The sequence below is a fragment of the Streptomyces xanthii genome (assembly GCF_014621695.1).
GTDB classification, from domain to species: domain Bacteria; phylum Actinomycetota; class Actinomycetes; order Streptomycetales; family Streptomycetaceae; genus Streptomyces; species Streptomyces xanthii.
The window spans coordinates 992928-1009728 of record NZ_CP061281.1; the positions used below are offsets into that span (position 1 = coordinate 992928).

The window sequence follows — 16801 nt, forward strand, 5'->3', positions numbered from 1 at the left end:
CCTTTTGCGGTGGCGGTCGACCACCGGAACCGACCGACGGGAAGCCCTCGGATGCCCCAGCTCGGCAGGCGCACGCTGTTGTCCGCGATCGGCGTCACGGCGGCGGCCGGTGCCGCCGTCGCCGCCCCGGCCGCCCGCGCGTCCGTCGCGGCGCGCTCGGCCCGCCGGGCGCGGCGCGGCCCGTACGACGGCGAGGTGCGGGCGCTGCTGCGCCGGATGACGTTCGAGGAGAAGCTCGGGCAGTTGCAGCAGTTGCCGTGGTCGTGGGAGCTCAATCCGGGGTCGGGCGAGACGAGGGAGGTCGAGGACGCCGCGCGCGCGGGCCGGCTCGGCTCGGTGCTCAGCGTCCTCGGGGCCGCCCGCACGAACGCGCTGCAGCGGATCGCCGTGGAGGAGTCGCGGCTCGGCATCCCCCTCCTGTTCGGCCTGGACGTGATCCACGGCTGCTGGACCACGTTCCCGATCCCGCTGGCGCAGGCGGCGAGCTTCGACCCCGAAGTGGCCCGCACGGACGCCGAGGTGTCGGCGCGGGAGGCCCGCTCGTGCGGGGTGCACTGGGTGTTCTCGCCGATGATGGACGTCACGCACGAGCCGCGGTGGGGCCGGATCGCCGAGAGCGACGGCGAGGACCCGTATCTGACCTCGCGGTTCGCGGCCGCCAAGGTCGCGGGCTATCAAGGCGACGGCTACCGCGACGGGCGGACGGTCGCGGCCTGCGCCAAGCACTTCGTCGCGTACGGGGGCGCCGAGGGCGGGCGCGACTACAACACCGTCGACGTGTCCGAGTCGCGGCTGCGCAATCTGTATCTGCCGCCGTTCAAGGCGGCGGTGGAGGCGGGCGTGGAGACCGTGATGGCGTCGTTCAACACCATCGGCGGGGTGCCGGCGCACGGCAACGCGCACACGCTCACCGACATCCTCCGCCAGGAGTGGGGCTTCGACGGGATGGTCGTCAGCGACTGGGCGGGCGTCCAGGAGCTGATCGCGCACGGCTTCGCCGAGGACGGCGCGGACGCGGCGCGGCGCGCGCTGAACGCGGGCGTGGACATGGAGATGACCAGTACCCACCTGCGGACCGAGGGCCGGGCCCTGCTGGACGCCGGACGCATCACACGCCGCCGCGTCGACGACGCCGTGTCGCGCGTCCTGCGGCTGAAGTTCACGCTCGGCCTGTTCGAGGAGCCGTACGTGAAGGAGTCCGCGGAGATCACCGCGCCTTCCCCCGCCGCACGCCGGGCGGCACGCACGGCGGCCGCGCGCTCGATGGTGCTGCTCAAGAACGACGGCGGCGTGCTGCCGCTGCGGCGCTCGGTCACCTCGATCGCCCTCGTGGGACCGTTCGCGAGCTCCACCGACCTGCTGGGGACCTGGGCCGTGCCCGCCGCGGCGAAGCGCTTCCCCGCGGCGAAGGTCCTGGACGCGGTGCGCGAGGCCGCGCCGGGTGCGCGGGTGACGTACGCGCGGGGCGTGGCCGCCGACGGCGCCGGCACGTCCGGGATCGCGGAGGCGGTCGCGGCGGCGCGGGCCGCGGAGGTGACCGTCGTGGTCGTGGGCGAGCCGGCCGCGCTCAGCGGTGAGGCGGCGGCGCGCAGTGATCTCGGACTCCCGGGCGCACAGGAGGAGTTGATCGCGGCGGTCGCCCGGACCGGAAGACCGTTCGTGGTGGTCCTGGTGAACGGGCGGCCGCTGACGGTCGGCGACTGGCTGGACGCGGCGCCCGCCGTCCTGGAGGCCTGGCACCCGGGTGTGGAGGCGGGCCCGGCGATCGCGGACGTGCTGTTCGGCGCGGTGAACCCGGGCGGCAGGCTGCCGGTGTCGTTCCCGCGCACGGTGGGCCAGCTCCCGGTGCACTACAACCACGAGTCGACGGGCCGCCCCGCCGACCCCGGCAACAAGTACACGTCGAAGTACCTGGACCTGCCGTCCTCCCCGCAGTTCCCCTTCGGGCACGGCCTGAGCTACACGACGTTCGAGCTGGGCACGCCCGAACTGAGCCGCGCCGCCGTGCCGGCCGCCGCGCTGCGCGAGGGCGCCGGGGTCGAGGTGACGGTGGACGTGCGCAACACGGGCGGGCGCGCGGGCGACGAGGTGGTGCAGCTGTACATGCGTGACCGCGCGGCGAGCATCGCGCAGCCCGTGCGCCGGCTCATCGGGTTCGAACGGGTCACGCTGGAGCCCGGCGCGACCCGCACGGTCCGCTTCCGGTTCGGGGCGGCCGAGCTGGGCTTCTGGACGAACGACCCGGCCGGTGAATTCCTGGTGGAGGAGGGCGCGTTCGACCTGTACACCGGGACGAGCTCGACGGCGCGGGCCAGACTGACCCTCACGGTCGAGTAGTCCCGGCCGCGGTCCTGTCCGTCCCGCGAGAGGAAACCCCCGTGCCGTCCCTCAATCCCCCGCCGTCCGTCCGCGTCGAACGCGCCGGGCCCGTCACGACCGTGGTGCTGTCCCGGCCCGCCGCCCGCAACGCCGTGGACGGCCCGACGGCGGCCCGGCTGGCCGCCGCCTTCCGGGAGTTCGAGGCCGACGACACGGCGCGGGTCGCGGTGCTGTGGGGCGAGGGCGGGACGTTCTGCGCGGGCGCGGACCTCAAGGCGGTCGGTACGGAGCGGGGCAACCGGGTCGCCGAGGACGGGGACGGGCCGATGGGCCCGACCCGGCTGCGCCTGACCAAGCCGGTGATCGCGGCGGTCGCCGGGCACGCCGTGGCCGGCGGGCTCGAACTGGCGCTGTGGTGCGATCTGCGAGTCGCCGAGGAGGACGCCGTGTTCGGGGTGTTCTGCCGGCGCTGGGGCGTTCCGCTGATCGACGGCGGCACCGTCCGGCTGCCGCGGATCGTCGGGGAGGGCAGGGCGCTCGACCTGATCCTGACCGGCCGCCCGGTGCCCGCGCCGGAGGCCCTCGCCATGGGCCTGGTCAACCGGCTGGTGCCGCCGGGCCGGGCCCGCGGCGAGGCCGAGGAACTCGCGCGGCGGCTCGCCGATTTCCCGCAGGCCTGCCTGCGCAGCGACCTGGCCTCCGTACGGGCCACGGCCGGAATGCCGGAGGCGGAGGCACTGCGCACCGAAGTCCGGTTCGGGACGGGCGTGTTGCGCGAGGGCGTCGAAGGGGCGGGGCGCTTCGTGGCGGGTGAGGGGCGGCACGGCGCGTTCGGCGCACCGGCCGGCCCGGACGTCCCGGCGCCCGGGTCAGCCGAGTTCGAGTGAGGTGACGCCGAAGACGCGTTCGGCGTGGTGGGGGCGGACCGGTCCGGTGTACATGCGGGCGGTCTCGAACCCGGCGGCGAGGCCGCGCTCCTCGGCGAGGGCGACGGCGGCCCGGTTCACGTCGGGCACGTCGAGCGCGACGGGCCCCTCGGCGGGCGCGAGCGCGTCGAAGAGGGCGGCGGCGTCCTCCGCCGTGTCGGCGAACAGCGGCCCGATCCGCGGCATGTCCCGGCCCGCCCTGACGACTCCGTACCCGGTGATCCGGCCGCCGGTGACCCGCACCAGCGCGGTGTGTCCGGCGGTGGCGAGCCAGGACTCCAGGAACCGGGGCCGGTCCGCGGGCTGGCAGGCGCTGTCGTAGGCGTGCAGTTCCGGGAGGCGGTCGCCGACCGGCTCGACGCCGTCGGGGCGCGGGGGCGCGGGCCGGCTCGGGACGCCGGTGTAGCGGACGGTGCGGTGGGCCGGGGCGAATCCGGAGCGGCGGTAGTTGTCCTGCTGGGCGACCACTCCGTCCAGGCCGACCGTCCGGCTGCCCGCGTGGGCGAGCCCGGTGCGCCAGGTGGCGATGCCGTAGCCGCGGCCGCGCAGGTCGGGCCGGACGAGGTAGAAGCCCAGGAAGGCGTAGGCGTCGCCGTAGTTGACAACGGAGACGGCGGAGGCGGGCTCGCCGTCGACGCGCCCCAGGAAGAAGCCCCGCGGGTCCTGCGCGAAGAAGCTCGCGGTGTCGGCCAGGCCCGGGTTCCAGCCCTCGGCGGCGGCCCAGCCGTGGACCACGGCCCAGTCGGCGGGCGTGGCCGGGGCGATGTCGAGCCGCCGGGAGACGTCCTGCATGCGTGCTGCTCCTGTTCGTCACGGTGTGGCCGGTGTGTCGTCGCCGCGACACGGACCGGGTGTAGGGTCCGACCTTCCCGATCACGCCCCGGTCGTCACATGCCTGCGGCAAGATGACCGGACGCAGTCGCGAACCACCAGTATTCACAAGGGAGTTGACATGACCGAACCGTCCCCCGCCGACGTCCGGATCGACACCAGCAGGCCGCATCCCGCCCGGGTGTACGACTGGTACCTCGGCGGCAAGGACAACTACCCCGTGGACGAGGCCCTCGGACGGCAGATCACCGAGATGGAGCCCACGGCGCCGTACGGGGCCCGGCACAACCGCTGGTTCATGCAGCGGGCGACGCGCATGCTCGCCGGGCGGCTCGGCATCCGTCAGTTCCTGGACATCGGCACGGGCATACCCACCGAGCCGAACCTGCACCGGATCGCGCAGACCGCGAACCCGGACGCGACCGTCGTGTACGTCGACAACGACCCGATCGTGCTCGCCCACGCGGCGGCGCTGCTGCGCGGCACCCCCGAGGGCGTCACCCGCTACCTCCAGGCGGACGCGCGTGATCCCGGACGGATCGTGGCGCTGGCGCGGGAGATCCTCGACCTCGACCGGCCGGTCGCGCTGTCGCTCATCGCGCTGCTGCACTTCGTGCCGGACGAGGAGGGCGCGTACGAGATCGTGCGCACGCTGGTCGACGCGCTGCCGTCGGGCAGTCATCTCGTGCTGTCTCAGCTCGCCTCGGACTTCGATCCGGAGCGCACCCGGGAGGCCGTCGCCATGTACAAGGCGGGCGGAGTCTCGCTCGTGCCGCGCACCCGCACCGAGATGGCGAAGTTCTTCGAGGGCACGGATCTGCTGTCGCCGGGGATCGTGTGGCTGCCGGACTGGCATCCGGAGCTGGGGGTCGACGAGGTGCGCGACGGGACGCCGGTGCCGCTGTACGCGGGGGTCGGCCGCAAGCCCTGAGCACGTCCGGGAACCGGGGTCCGGCGCGCCACGCCGACATGGCGAAGATCACACATGGCGATGCCCACGTGACGGACCGGAGCGAAAAGCGGCACCGATCGCCTACTCTCTTTCACATGTCCTCCACTCCTGCCCCGCACTCCGAACGGTCCGCCGACGAGGTCAACGAGCAGATCCGTGACCTGTGGGCGCGTACCGGCGGGCAGTTGACCGCCGAGGACCGCGCGGAGTACGAGGTGCTGGTGACGGAGTGGGCGATGGCGATCGGTGAAGGAGCCGTGCAGAGGGCCTGATCCGGCCTCCGACCTCGGCCCCGACCCCGCCCCGCCGCTCAGTTCCGGTCCGCGTCCCCGTTCAGGACTGGGGACGCTTGCCGTGGTTCGCCGCGTGCTTGCGGCGGGCCTTCTTCTTACGGCGTCGCTTCGATGACATCGGGACCTCCCGGGGCGTAGCGGACACATCCGTGGCTCACCTTTCCACAGCCCGTTCGCGTGCGCGATTCCGCGATGTCACACCATGTCCCCCGTGTGTCCGCGCCCGCGGGGCGGCGCCGGATGTTCACGGCTCCTCCGCAAAGGCGTTGACGGGGCCGGAGGGGTCTGGGAGGGTCACCTGGCCCGTCGCTCCGCCACCCCCGGTGAGGGACCGAGGAGATCCCACCCCGATGACGCACAGCCCCGCCCCCGCCTCCGAAGCCCCCGGCTCCGGCTGGCGGCGCTTCGCCCGGGCCCACTGGTCCGGGGATCCGGTGGTGGTGGCGGACGCACCCGGGACCGGCCTCACGGCGGCCGAGGCGCACGCGCTGCTGGTGGCCGCCGCGGCGCGCCCCGGCCGGACCCGGCTGACCACCTCGAACGCCGTGCTGCCCGCCCCCGGACCGCTCCTGCCGGGCCCGGACGATCCCGACACGGCCGCGTACGTCCGGCGCATGGCCGCCGCGCCCGAGCTGGCGGGTGACGGCTGGCTGCTCACCGCCACGGACCCGCTGGCGCACGACTTCGGCCTGTGGGCGCGGGTACGGGACGTCCTGGACGGCCTGTGGCGGCACGTCGGGCGGCCCGCGCTGCCCGTCACGGCGGAGCTCGCCGTCGGGGACCGGCACCACGCGCCGGACCGGCCCGGGGTCCGCGCGGACACCGCGGGCCTGACCTGGGTCCTCGACGGCTCCCTCACCGTGCGGGTACGGCCCGAGCACACCGGCACCGAGTTCGTCCTGCACGCCCGCGCGGGCGATCTCGTGCACTGGCCGGCCGGCAGCCACCACCTCGACCAGCGTTCCGGCCCCTGCACGACCCTGCGCCTCTCCGTGCCCGCACGGCGCGCCTCCGCGCTCCCGTACGTCTCCGAGGTCCTCGGCGCGCTGATGCGCGACGACGCCGGGCCCTGGCCGGAGCGGCGCCCGCTCCCCTCCCCGGTGCCCGCCGCGCCCGACGGGCGGATCGCCGTGCCGGCAGCGCTGCGGGACTGCGCGGAGCTGCTGCGCGGGACGCTCGCGGGGCGCGCGCCCGAGCGGGCGCTGCTGCTGCGCTGGGCCGCGCTGCGGTCCGCAGCCGGGCTCCATCCGCCCCCGCCGCCCCGGCCGGGCATCGCCTTCTCGCCGGCGCACCGATTACGGCGCGTGGCGGAGATCGTACGGGTCGCCGACGGGGCGGACGGGCCCGTGTGGGCGGCCAACGGGCACGCCTGGCCGGTGCCGGCCTCCTGCGACCGGCTACTCACAGCACTGCGGGGATCCGGCACCACCGTGGCCGAACTGGCCCGCGCCGCCGGGCTGCGGCCCGCGTCCCCCAAGCTGACCGGCCCGCTGGACGCGCTGTACCGGGCCCGCGCGGTGGACGTGGAGCCACACCCCGGCGCGGGGCGTCCGTGACCGCCGCCGGACCGATACGCACGGACGTCCTGGACCCGCTCGACTGGCGGGTCTTCGCGCGCGACCACTGGGACCGGCGGCCCGTCGTGCTGCGCCCCGCGGGACCGGGCACGGCGCCGTTCGACCGGAACGAGGTGTTCGAGAGCGCCGTCGTCGCCGCGCAGTTCGCGGTGACCGCCGCACGGGCCGAACTGACCGTCGGATCGCGGCTGCTCACCGACCCCGGGGACCTGCTGCCCCTCCAGGAGGACGGCTCGTTCGCGCGCTACGACCTGCGTCTCGCCGGGCGGACCGAGGGGCAGCCGTTCGCGCTGGCGGTGCACGCCCTGCACGCGGGACACCATCCGCTGTGGGCGCGGGAGCGCTCTTTCCTCGCCGGGCTGTGGGACGAGGTGGGCCGCCCGCACGGCGCGGTGAGCACGACCCTGACGCACAGCACGCGGGAGCCCCTGGTGCCCGCGGAGGCGGCGCGGGAGGCCCGGTTCGTGTGTCTGCTGACCGGGCGGCGGCATCTGCGCGTGACGGACGGCGACGGGACCACGAGCGTCGCCGCGACGGTCCCCGGTGACCTGCTGTATCTGCCGCCGGGCCATGCCTGGTCGGCGGATCCCGCGCCCCGGCCCGTCACCACCGTCCGCGTCGGCGTCCCCCGCGACGCGCACCCGCACTGCCCGCCGCCGCATCCGCACGAGCCGGACCCGCCCGGTCGTCCGGGCGGCGACGACATCCTCGTACGCGGCGACGGGGACGCGGCCGGGGCGCTGCCCGCGGTGCTGGCCGGGGCGCTCGACGCGTTCCGGCTCGCGGCGCGGCCCGCCGCGACGGAGCGGCGCCTGGTGCGCGAGGCGCTGCGGCACGCCACCGACGGCGGGCTGCGTCCGGTGCCGCCCGCGGCGCGGCCCGGCTGGTTCACGGACGACGACGTGGTGCGGGCCGTCGAACCGGTCCTGTGGGCGCCCGGGGCCGGGCGGCGTCCGGTCGCGGCGTGCGGACACGTCACCGAGACGGACCTCTCGGAGGCCGAACTCGCCGCCTTCCTCGGTGTGTTGAATGCCGGGCGGCCCGTGGCGGTGGTCGAACTGACGCCGCCCGCGCGGAACCTGCTGTCGGTCCTCGCCGGATTCCGCGCGATAGAGCGCCTCTGACCGGGAGCCTCTTCTCGTGCTCTCGGCTACGAACTGTAGGGAATCGCGAGGTACTTGTACTCCAGGAACTCGTCGATGCCGACCCGGCCGCCCTCGCGTCCGAGGCCCGACTGCTTGACACCGCCGAAGGGGGCGGCCGGGTTCGAGACGAGGCCGGTGTTGAGGCCGACCATGCCGGTCTCGAGGCGTTCGCCGACCCGGAGGGCCCGGTCGAGATCACGGGTGAAGACGTACGACACCAGGCCCCACTCCGTGTCGTTCGCGATCCGGACCACGTCGTCCTCGTCCTCGAACGTGAACAGGGCGGCGACCGGGCCGAAGATCTCCGTGCCGGTCAGTTCGGCGTCGCGCGGGACCTGGGCGAGGACGGTCGGCGGGTAGAAGGTGCCGGGGCCCTCGGGGACCTCACCGCCGGTGAGGACCTTGGCGCCGCGGCCCACGGCGTCGCGGACCAGGCGCTCCACCTTGTCCCGGCCGGCCGCGTCGATGAGCGGGCCGACGTCGGTGCCGGGCGCGGTGCCGTCGCCGACGGTCAGGGCGGCCATCCTGGCGGTGAGGCGGGCGGCGAAGTCCTCGGCGACGCCGGCGTGCACGTAGACGCGGTTCGCGGCGGTGCAGGCCTCCCCCATGTTGCGCATCTTGGCGACCATCAGGCCGTCGACGGCCGCGTCGAGATCGGCGTCGTCGAAGACGATGAACGGTGCGTTCCCGCCGAGTTCGAGCGAGGTGCGCACGACCGTGTCGGCGCACTGGGTGAGCAGGATCCGGCCCACCTGCGTGGAGCCGGTGAAGGAGAGCTTGCGGATGCCGCCGCCGCGCAGCAGGGGTTCGACGACGGCGGCGGCGTCGGACGTGGTGAGGGTGTTGAGGACGCCGGGCGGCAGGCCCGCCTCGGCGAGGATCGCGGTCAGGGCGAGGGTGGACAGCGGGGTCTGCGGGGCGGGCTTGAGGATCATGGTGCAGCCCGCCGCCACGGCCGGGCCGATCTTGCGGGTGCCCATGGCGAGCGGGAAGTTCCACGGGGTGATCAGGAGGCAGGGGCCTACGGGCTGACGGAGCACCAGGTGGCGGTTGCGTCCGTCGGGGCTGGTGGCGAAGCCGCCGTCGATACGGACGGCCTCCTCGGAGAACCAGCGGAAGAACTCGGCGGCGTAGGCGACCTCGCCGCGGGCCTCGGCCAGCGGCTTGCCCATCTCCAGGGTCATGAGCAGGGCGAGGTCCTCGGCGCGTTCGAGGATGATCTCGTGGGCGCGGCGCAGGATCTCGCCCCGGGCGCGGGGGGCGGTGCGGGCCCAGCCCTGCTGTGCCTCGCGGGCGGCGGCGAGGGCGCGGGCGGCGTCCTCGGGGCCGGCGTCGGCGACCTCGCACAGGACGGTGCCGGTGGCCGGATTGTCGACGGCCAGCGTCCGTCCCGACGCGGCGGCCTCCCATCCTTCACCGATCCGCAGCTGCTTCGGCACGGAGTCGATCACGGGGTGCGTGGGCATTCTCGGGGCTCCTGGTGGGTCGGGGGACGGTCCGCCGCCTGGGGCGGTACGGGTGGGTGGGCTGCACTCTGGCGGGGCGCCGGGTGCGTGTCGGTCGGGCATGGGTCAGGGGGGCGGAGGGTCGCTGCCGGGTGCCGGGCCGTCGTGGTGGCTCGCGCCCACGCGGCGGAGCCGCAGATCGATGCGGTCCCGCTCGCGCGGCGAACGCCGCAGGATCCACCCGCCGTAGGGGCCGAGGATCGCCGGCGGGTGCCGCGCCGTCGTGGTGGCTCGCGCCCACGCGGCGGAGCCGCAGATCGATGCGGTCCCGCTCGCGCGGCGAACGCCGCAGGATCCACCCGCCGTAGGGGCCGAGGATCGTCGGCAGGTGCCGCGCCCTCGTGGTTGCTCGCGCAGTTCCCCGCGCCCCTGAAGGCGCACTCCGTGCGCCCCAGGGGCCCGCCGGTACCGCGACTCGCCGCGGCACGACTCGTCGCTCACCCCGTGGCCGTGTTCACCGCTGCGCTCCACATGCGGAGCGCCTCGTCGATCTGGGGTTCGGAGACCACGAGGGCCGGGATCATGCGGACCACGTTGCCCCAGGGGCCGCAGGTCAGCAGGAGGAGGCCCTCCTCCGCCGCCGCCTGCTGGGCGCGCACGGCCGTCGTCGGGTCGGGGGTGCCGTCGGGGGCCGTGAACTCGCTGGCCAGCATCAGGCCCAAGCCGCGCACGTCGCCGATCGCCGGGTGCTTCGCGGCGACGTCCTCCAGGCCGGCGCGCAGCCGGGCGCCCATCGCTTCCGCGTTGGCGACCAGGCCCTCGTCCTCGATGACGTCGAGCGTGGCGCAGGCGGCCGCGCAGGCCACCGCGTTGCCGCCGTAGGTGCCGCCCTGGGAGCCGGGCCTGGCCCGGTGCATGAGGGCTTCGGGCGCGGCGATGCCGGACAGGGGGAAGCCGCTGGCCAGGCCCTTCGCGGTGATGAGGATGTCGGGGCGGACGGCGAAGTGCTCGTGGCCCCAGAAGCGGCCGGTGCGGCCGACGCCGGTCTGGATCTCGTCGAGGATCAGCAGGATGCCGTGCCGGTCGGCGCGCTCGCGCAGCCCTTGCAGGAAGGCCGTGTTCGCCGGGACGTAGCCGCCCTCGCCGAGGACGGGTTCGATGATGATCGCGGCGGTGTCGTCCGGGTCGGACACGGTCTGCAGGAGGTGGTCGAACTCCTTCAGGGCGAACCGCGTGGCCGTCTCCTCGTCCCAGCCGTAGTGGTACGCGTTCGGGAACGGGGTGATCGCGACCCCGGCCATGAGCGGTCCGAAGCCGGTGCGGATCTTCGTGCCGGAGGTGGTGAGGGAGGCGGCGGCGACGGTGCGGCCGTGGAAGCCGCCCTGCGCGACGACGATGTTCGGCCGCCCGGTGGCCTGGCGGGCGAGCCGCATCGCCGCCTCGACGGCCTCGCTGCCCGAGTTGGCGAAGAAGAGGCTGTCGAGGCCCTCGGGCAGCACGTCGCCGAGCCGCTCGACGAGCCGTTGCAGCGGCTGGTGGAGGACGGTCGTGTACTGGCCGTGGATGAGGGTGGCGACCTGCTCCTGGGCGGCGGCCACGACCCGGGGGTGGCAGTGCCCGGTGCTGGTGACGCCGATCCCGGCGGTGAAGTCGAGATAGCGGCGGCCGTCGGTGCCGTAGAGGTGGACGCCCTCCCCGCGCTGCGCGACGACGGGGGTGGCCTGACGCAGATGCTCGGACAGTCGGGTCATGGTCTCCACCCTCGGGGTCGGGGCGAACCGTCGTCAATGGGTCATGTGCGACGATTCCCCGCCATGCGTGAATTCACCCCTCTGACCTGGGAGTTCATCGATCCGGAACGACTCCCCCCGCGTGTCGGACCTCGCGGGGGCGTGCGGCAGGATGGCCGCGCGCGGGCGGTCAGGACGCCCGCGCGCCCCATCCCCGATCCGGCAGGTACCAGGTGACGAAACATCACATATCGCTATACCCGGCAGTGTTGAGCACGGGAGGTGCCCGGTGACCCGCGCCGTCGAACTGCACGATCTGCTGTTCTCCGGCGTCGCGCTGCTCGCCGGGCTGATCGGCGGCCTGCTGCTGCGGACGCTGATGCGCTGGCTGGGGGTGCGGGCGAGCCGCACCAAGTGGGGCGGCGACGACGTGATCGTCGACGCGCTGCGCACCCTCGTACCGTGGGCCACGGTCGCGGCGGGCGCGGCGGTGGCGGCCGAGCTGCTGCCGCTGACGCAGCGGACCGGCCGCAACGTGAACACGGCGCTGACCGCGTTCGTCATCGTCGCCGCGACGCTCACGGCGGCGCGCATCGTGACGGGCCTGGTGCGCACGGTCGCGCAGTCCCGCTCCGCGGTGGCCGGCTCCGCGACGATCTTCGTGAACATCACCCGGGTGGTCGTCCTCGCGATCGGCTTCCTCGTGGTGCTGCAGACGCTCGGCGTCTCCATCGCCCCGCTGCTCACCGCCCTGGGCGTCGGCGGCCTCGCGGTGGCGCTCGCCCTCCAGGACACGCTCGCCAATCTCTTCGCGGGCGTGCACATCCTCGCCTCGAAGACGGTCCAGCCCGGCGACTACATCCGGCTGAGCAGCGGCGAGGAGGGCTACGTCGTCGACATCAACTGGCGCAACACGGTGGTGCGGCAGCTCTCCAACAACCTCGTGATCATCCCGAACAACAAGCTGGCCGGGACGAACATGACCAACTACAGCCGCCCGGAGCAGGAGATGACCCTGCTCGTGCAGGTGGGTGTCTCCTTCGACAGCGACCTCGACCAGGTCGAGAAGGTCACGATGGACGTGGTCGCCGAGGTGATGAGCGGCGTCGAGGGCGCGATGCCCGAGCACGAGCCCGCGGTGCGCTTCCACACGTTCGGCGACTCGCGGATCAGCTTCACGGTGATCCTGGGCGTCGGCGAGTTCAGCGACCAGTACCGGATCAAGCACGAGTTCATCAAGCGCCTCCACCGGCGCTACCGCGACGAGGGCATCCGCATCCCGTCCCCGGTGCGCACGGTGGCGCTCGCGCAGGGCAGTGCCCCGGTGGTCATCCCGCAGCAGCGGGACGGCGAGCAGCACCCGGTCGGCTGACCGGGCGTCAGCCGAGCAACCGGCCGAGGACCCGGGCGGCGGTGTCGGCCATGAACGCGTTCCGCCCGCGGTAGTACGCGAGTTCGTGGACGGCGATGGTCAGGGCCCAGCCCCGGCCCCGCCGCCAGGCCGCCTCGTCGTGGCCGACGGCCGTGCGGAAGACGGCGGCGCCCTCCTCGTCGAGGACGTACCAGGCGGCGATGAGGTCGACGGCCGGGTCGCCGAGGCCCGCGCAGCCGAAGTCGATCACGGCGGTGAGGCGGCCGGTCTCCGGGTCGACGAGCACGTTGCCGGGTTCGAGGTCGGCGTGCAGCCAGACGTCGGGGCCGGTCCACGCGGGCGCGTCGAGGGCGTCCTGCCACAGGGCGGTCGCCGCCCCCGTGTCGACGATCCCTTCGAGCCGGCCGATGGTCTCGCGGGTGCCGGCGTCGCGCGGCGCGAGCGATCCGCCGCGGTAGGCGGCGGGCGCCCCGGCCGGGTCGGCCTTCTGAAGGGCGCGCACGAACTCCGCGACGTCGACGGCCAGTCGGGCGGGGTCCTTGAGCCGGTCGCCGGCGGGGATCGTGCCCGGCAGCCAGCGGTACACGGCCCACGGCCAGGGGTAGCCGCGCCCGGGCGCGCCGGTGCCGAGCGGCTCGGGCACGGCGACGGGCAGTCGGGGCGCGAGGCGCCGTACGGTGTCCTGCTCCCCCGGTACGTCGGCGGCGGCCCCGGGGGTGCGCGGCATGCGGACGACGAGGTCGTCGCCGAGCCGGAACAGCAGGTTCTGGGTGCCGTCGGAGGCGACGGGGCGCAGCGGCAGGGCGGCCCAGCGCGGGAACTGGTCGGTGAGCAGCCCCCGGACGAGCGTCTCGTCCATGGCGGGCTCGTCGTCGTGCAGCGTGCGCGGTGCGCTCATCGTGACCCTTCGCCGATCCACCGGTCCACCGGTTCACCGGCCCGTCGGCCGGCCGACCGAGCCTAGGGCCCGTACCGGCCGCGGGCATCCGGATTTCTCCAGGTCCCGGGCCGTCATTGTCAGCCGGTACCGAGCCTTCCGGCCGCGATGTGGCAGGCCGCGACCAAGACAGGCCCCGGGGGGCCCGGCCTACGGTCGGCAGCATGGTCGAACCCGCACAGATGACACCCCCCGAAGCCCCGGCGTGCGCGCCGGAGGTCCACAATCTCGTCCGCGCCGACACCTACGTCGACTCCGTGGCGCTGATGCGCATCGCGAGCGCGCTGACCACGCTGCCCGGGATCGCGGCGGCCGGTCTGGTGATGGCCACGCCCGCCAACCGGCAGCAGGTGGAGGCGGCCGGGCTGCTCGCCGCCGAGGGCGCCGCGGCCCGCCCCAACGACCTGCTGATCGCGCTGCGCTGCCCGCCCGACGCCGTGCCCCGGGCCGTCGAGGAGGCCGACCGGCTGCTGGCACAGGGCCGCCCGGACGACGCGCACGGCGCAGGAGGTGCGGGCGCCCGCGAGGACGAGGACGAGCCGCACCGCTCCCTCGCCACGGTGCCGGGCACCCCGCGTCTGGCCGTCATATCGACGCCCGGCGCGTACGCGGCGGCCGAGGCGCTCAAGGCGCTCCGCCTGGGCATGCACGCCTTCGTGTTCAGCGACAACGTGCCCGTCGCGGACGAGGTCGCGCTCAAGCGCGAGGCGCATGCGCGGGGCCTGCTGATGATGGGGCCCGACTGCGGCACGGCCGTGCTCGACGGGATCCCCCTCGGCTTCGCGAACGCGGTGCGGCGCGGACCGGTCGGTCTGATCGGCGCGTCCGGCACGGGACTTCAGCAGGTGTCGACGCTGCTCCAGGCGTACGGGACCGGCGTCAGCCAGATCATCGGCGTGGGCGGGCGGGACCTGTCGGAGGAGGTCGGCGGTGCGTGCATGCGCGACGCGCTCGACGTGCTCGCCGCCGATCCCGCGACGGAGACGATCGTATTGGTCTCGAAGCCGCCCGCTCCCGGTGTGGCCCGCGCGGTCCTCGCGCACGCGGCCCGCACCGGCAAGCCCGTCGTCGCCGCGTTCCTGGGCGGTGCGCCCGACGCGCCGCCCGGCGTCAGCGTGGCGGGCAGCCTGCGCGACGCGGCCCGGATCGCCGCCGGTCTCGACGGTCCCGCGCCCGTCCCGGCTCCCCTCTCCCCACCGGCCGGTGAACGGCGCCTGCTGCGGGCCCTGTACGCGGGCGGCACGTTCGCGTACGAGGCACGGCTGCGCCTGGAGGCCGCCGGGGTCAAGGCGGACACGGACGCGCGGCCGCCCGCGCCGGGCGAGGCGCCCCGGCTGCCCGGCTCCCATGTGGTCCTCGACCTCGGCGACGACCTGTTCACGGCCGGGCGCCCGCACCCGATGATCGACCCCGCGGTGCGCGCCCCGTGGCTGGCGGCTGCGCTGCGCGACCCGTCGACGGCCGTGGTGGTCGTGGACGTCGTCCTCGGGTACGGGGCCGGCGCGGACCCGGCGGGCGCGGTGGCAGACGTCGTCGCTCAGGAACGCGCGGTCTCCGGTGCGCGGTTGCCGCACATCGTGGCGTTCGTGGTCGGCACCCCGGACGATCCGCAGGGCCTCGACGGGCAGGTGCGAGCCCTGCGCGACGTGGGCGTCACCGTCCTCGACAGCAGTACGACGGCGGCCGACGCCCTCGCCGCCGCGTTCGCCCCCGTGCCCTGCGGCACGCCGTCCGACCGGAGGAACCGATGACCGCATCTCTGCTCGGAGCGGACCCGCACGTCGTGACCGTGGGGCTGGACTCCTTCGGTGCGGCGCCCCGCGCGGCGGGCGCCCGTGTCACGCCGCTCGACTGGCGGCCGCCCGCCGGGGCCGACCCCGTGCTGGGTGCGAAGCTCGCCCGGCTGACGGCGCACCCCCTCGTCGACGCCGCCAACGAGGAGGCGCTGCGCCGCGTCCTGGACGTACGGCCGCTGTGGACGGACGTCGTGACGGCGCGTGAGGCGCTGCCCGTGCTGGCGGGGCCGGAGCGGGTGCTGCTGCACGCGGGGCCGCCGATCGCGTGGGAGCGCATGTGCGGCCCGATGCGCGCCGCGGTGGTGGGCGCGGCCCTGCTGGAGGGCTGGGCGGACACGCCGGAGGCGGCGGAGCGGCTCGCCGCGTCCGGGGGCATCGCGTTCGCGCCCTGCCACGACCACGACGCGGTCGGGCCGATGGCGGGCATCGTCTCGCCGTCGATGCCGCTGCTCGTCGTGGAGGACGCGGGCACCGGCAGGCGCGCGTACAGCAATCTGAACGAGGGTGCCGGGCGCTGTCTGCGCTACGGGGCGCTGGGCGATGACGTCCTGGCGCGGCTGCGCTGGATGGGCGAGCGGCTCGCGCCGAGCCTGAAGGCGGCGCTGCACTCGCTGCCCGAGCCGGTCGACCTGCGCTCGCTGACCGCGCAGGCGCTCCAGATGGGCGACGAGTGCCACAGCCGGAACACGGCGGCCAGTGCCCTGCTGCTGCGGGCCATGGCCCCGGCGCTCGCCCGGCAGGCGGACCTCGGCGGCGTGGAGGCGCTCGACTTCCTCCAGGACAACACGTACTGGTTCCTCAACTTCTCGATGGCGGCGGCCAAGACGGCGACGCTCGCCGGGCACGGCGTGCCGCACTCGACGCTGGTGACGGCGTTCGCGCGCAACGGCGTGGAGGTCGGCATCCGGGTCAGCGGCGGCGGTTCCGCCTGGCACACGGCGCCGGCGGCGGTCGTCGAGGGCCTGTACTTCGCCGGCTACGGGCCCTCGGACGCCAACCCGGACATCGGGGACAGCGCGGTGACGGAGGTGTACGGGCTCGGCGGCTTCGCGCTCGCGGCGGCGCCGGCCATCGTCGGTTTCGTCGGCGGGACGCCGCGCGGGGCCCGGGCGACGAGCGTGCGGATGGGCCGGATCACGGTGGGCCGCCACCGTGAACTGCGGCTGCCGGGGCTCGATTTCGAGGGGAGCCCGCTCGGGATCGACGTACGCGCCGTGGTGGACACCGGCATCGAACCGGTGATCACGACCGGGATCGCGCACCGGGAGCCGGGCATCGGCCAGATCGGCGCGGGCCTCACGCACGCCCCGATGGAGTGCTTCACCGGGGCACTGCGGGCGTTCCCGGAACCGGAACAGCGACCGGGACCGGAACCGGAGCACGGCCCGGAGCACGGCCGCGAGCGGGCGCCGGCGGTGTGAGCCAGCGGCGAGGACGTCACCGGGGCGGCGGCGCGTGCGGGGCCGTCCGCCGCGGCT

Annotated in this window: 14 protein-coding genes; 9 read left to right on the top strand and 5 right to left on the bottom strand. The window is 75.0% G+C overall.

Translation table 11 applies throughout. The features are described from left to right. Positions 1-216: 216 nt before the first annotated feature. Both IAG42_RS04830 and IAG42_RS04835 read left to right on the top strand, forming a co-directional pair. The gene (locus tag IAG42_RS04830) at positions 217-2337 is read left to right on the top strand and encodes a glycoside hydrolase family 3 N-terminal domain-containing protein (RefSeq protein ID WP_394811274.1); all 2121 of its coding nucleotides are present in this window, start codon (positions 217-219) and stop codon (positions 2335-2337) included. A 41-nt stretch (positions 2338-2378) separates the two neighbouring features. After that, complete coding sequence (locus IAG42_RS04835; RefSeq protein ID WP_188335769.1) at positions 2379-3206, top strand: crotonase/enoyl-CoA hydratase family protein; 828 nt, start codon at positions 2379-2381, stop codon at positions 3204-3206. On the opposite strand, the gene IAG42_RS04840 is transcribed toward IAG42_RS04835, so the two are convergent. Next, a complete protein-coding gene (locus IAG42_RS04840; RefSeq protein ID WP_188335770.1) occupies positions 3189-4037 on the bottom strand; it encodes a GNAT family N-acetyltransferase in 849 nt (282 codons plus the stop codon). The genes IAG42_RS04835 and IAG42_RS04840 overlap by 18 nt on opposite strands. Positions 4038-4197: 160 nt before the next feature. Between IAG42_RS04840 and IAG42_RS04845 the strand changes: the two genes are divergently transcribed. Further along, complete coding sequence (locus IAG42_RS04845) at positions 4198-5007, top strand: SAM-dependent methyltransferase (RefSeq protein ID WP_188335771.1); 810 nt, start codon at positions 4198-4200, stop codon at positions 5005-5007. Between the two features lie 116 nt (positions 5008-5123). Continuing rightward, positions 5124-5300, top strand: coding sequence for a hypothetical protein (locus IAG42_RS04850; RefSeq protein WP_188335772.1), 177 nt, complete (start codon positions 5124-5126; stop codon positions 5298-5300). 61 nt (positions 5301-5361) lie between these two features. Here IAG42_RS04850 and IAG42_RS38545 read toward each other — a convergent pair whose 3' ends face one another. Beyond that, positions 5362-5439, bottom strand: coding sequence for a 50S ribosomal protein bL37 (locus IAG42_RS38545; RefSeq protein ID WP_375256634.1), 78 nt, complete (start codon positions 5437-5439; stop codon positions 5362-5364). A 232-nt stretch (positions 5440-5671) separates the two neighbouring features. Between IAG42_RS38545 and IAG42_RS04855 the strand changes: the two genes are divergently transcribed. After that, complete coding sequence (locus IAG42_RS04855; RefSeq protein ID WP_188335773.1) at positions 5672-6877, top strand: hypothetical protein; 1206 nt, start codon at positions 5672-5674, stop codon at positions 6875-6877. Beyond that, positions 6874-8022, top strand: coding sequence for a hypothetical protein (locus IAG42_RS04860; RefSeq protein ID WP_188335774.1), 1149 nt, complete (start codon positions 6874-6876; stop codon positions 8020-8022). Before IAG42_RS04855 ends, IAG42_RS04860 begins: the two co-directional genes overlap by 4 nt. A 26-nt stretch (positions 8023-8048) precedes the next feature. Here IAG42_RS04860 and IAG42_RS04865 read toward each other — a convergent pair whose 3' ends face one another. Next, positions 8049-9509, bottom strand: coding sequence for an NAD-dependent succinate-semialdehyde dehydrogenase (locus IAG42_RS04865; RefSeq protein WP_188335775.1), 1461 nt, complete (start codon positions 9507-9509; stop codon positions 8049-8051). A 476-nt stretch (positions 9510-9985) separates the two neighbouring features. Continuing rightward, positions 9986-11239, bottom strand: a complete 1254-nt coding sequence (locus IAG42_RS04870) for an aspartate aminotransferase family protein (protein ID WP_188335776.1) — start codon at positions 11237-11239, stop codon at positions 9986-9988. Positions 11240-11507: 268 nt separating this feature from the next. Between IAG42_RS04870 and IAG42_RS04875 the strand changes: the two genes are divergently transcribed. After that, entirely contained in the window at positions 11508-12590 is a 1083-nt protein-coding gene (locus IAG42_RS04875) for a mechanosensitive ion channel family protein (protein ID WP_188335777.1), read from the top strand. Between the two features lie 7 nt (positions 12591-12597). Here IAG42_RS04875 and IAG42_RS04880 read toward each other — a convergent pair whose 3' ends face one another. Next, positions 12598-13488, bottom strand: coding sequence for an aminoglycoside phosphotransferase family protein (locus IAG42_RS04880; RefSeq protein ID WP_188335778.1), 891 nt, complete (start codon positions 13486-13488; stop codon positions 12598-12600). Positions 13489-13691: 203 nt separating this feature from the next. On the opposite strand from IAG42_RS04880, the gene IAG42_RS04885 reads away from it, so the two are divergent. Both IAG42_RS04885 and IAG42_RS04890 read left to right on the top strand, forming a co-directional pair. Next, complete coding sequence (locus IAG42_RS04885) at positions 13692-15278, top strand: transcriptional regulator (protein ID WP_223205861.1); 1587 nt, start codon at positions 13692-13694, stop codon at positions 15276-15278. Next, on the top strand, positions 15275-16744 hold the full coding sequence (locus IAG42_RS04890; protein WP_188335779.1) for a YlbE family protein: 1470 nt from the start codon (positions 15275-15277) through the stop codon (positions 16742-16744). The genes IAG42_RS04885 and IAG42_RS04890 overlap by 4 nt, the downstream gene beginning before the upstream one ends. Positions 16745-16801 lie beyond the last annotated feature (57 nt).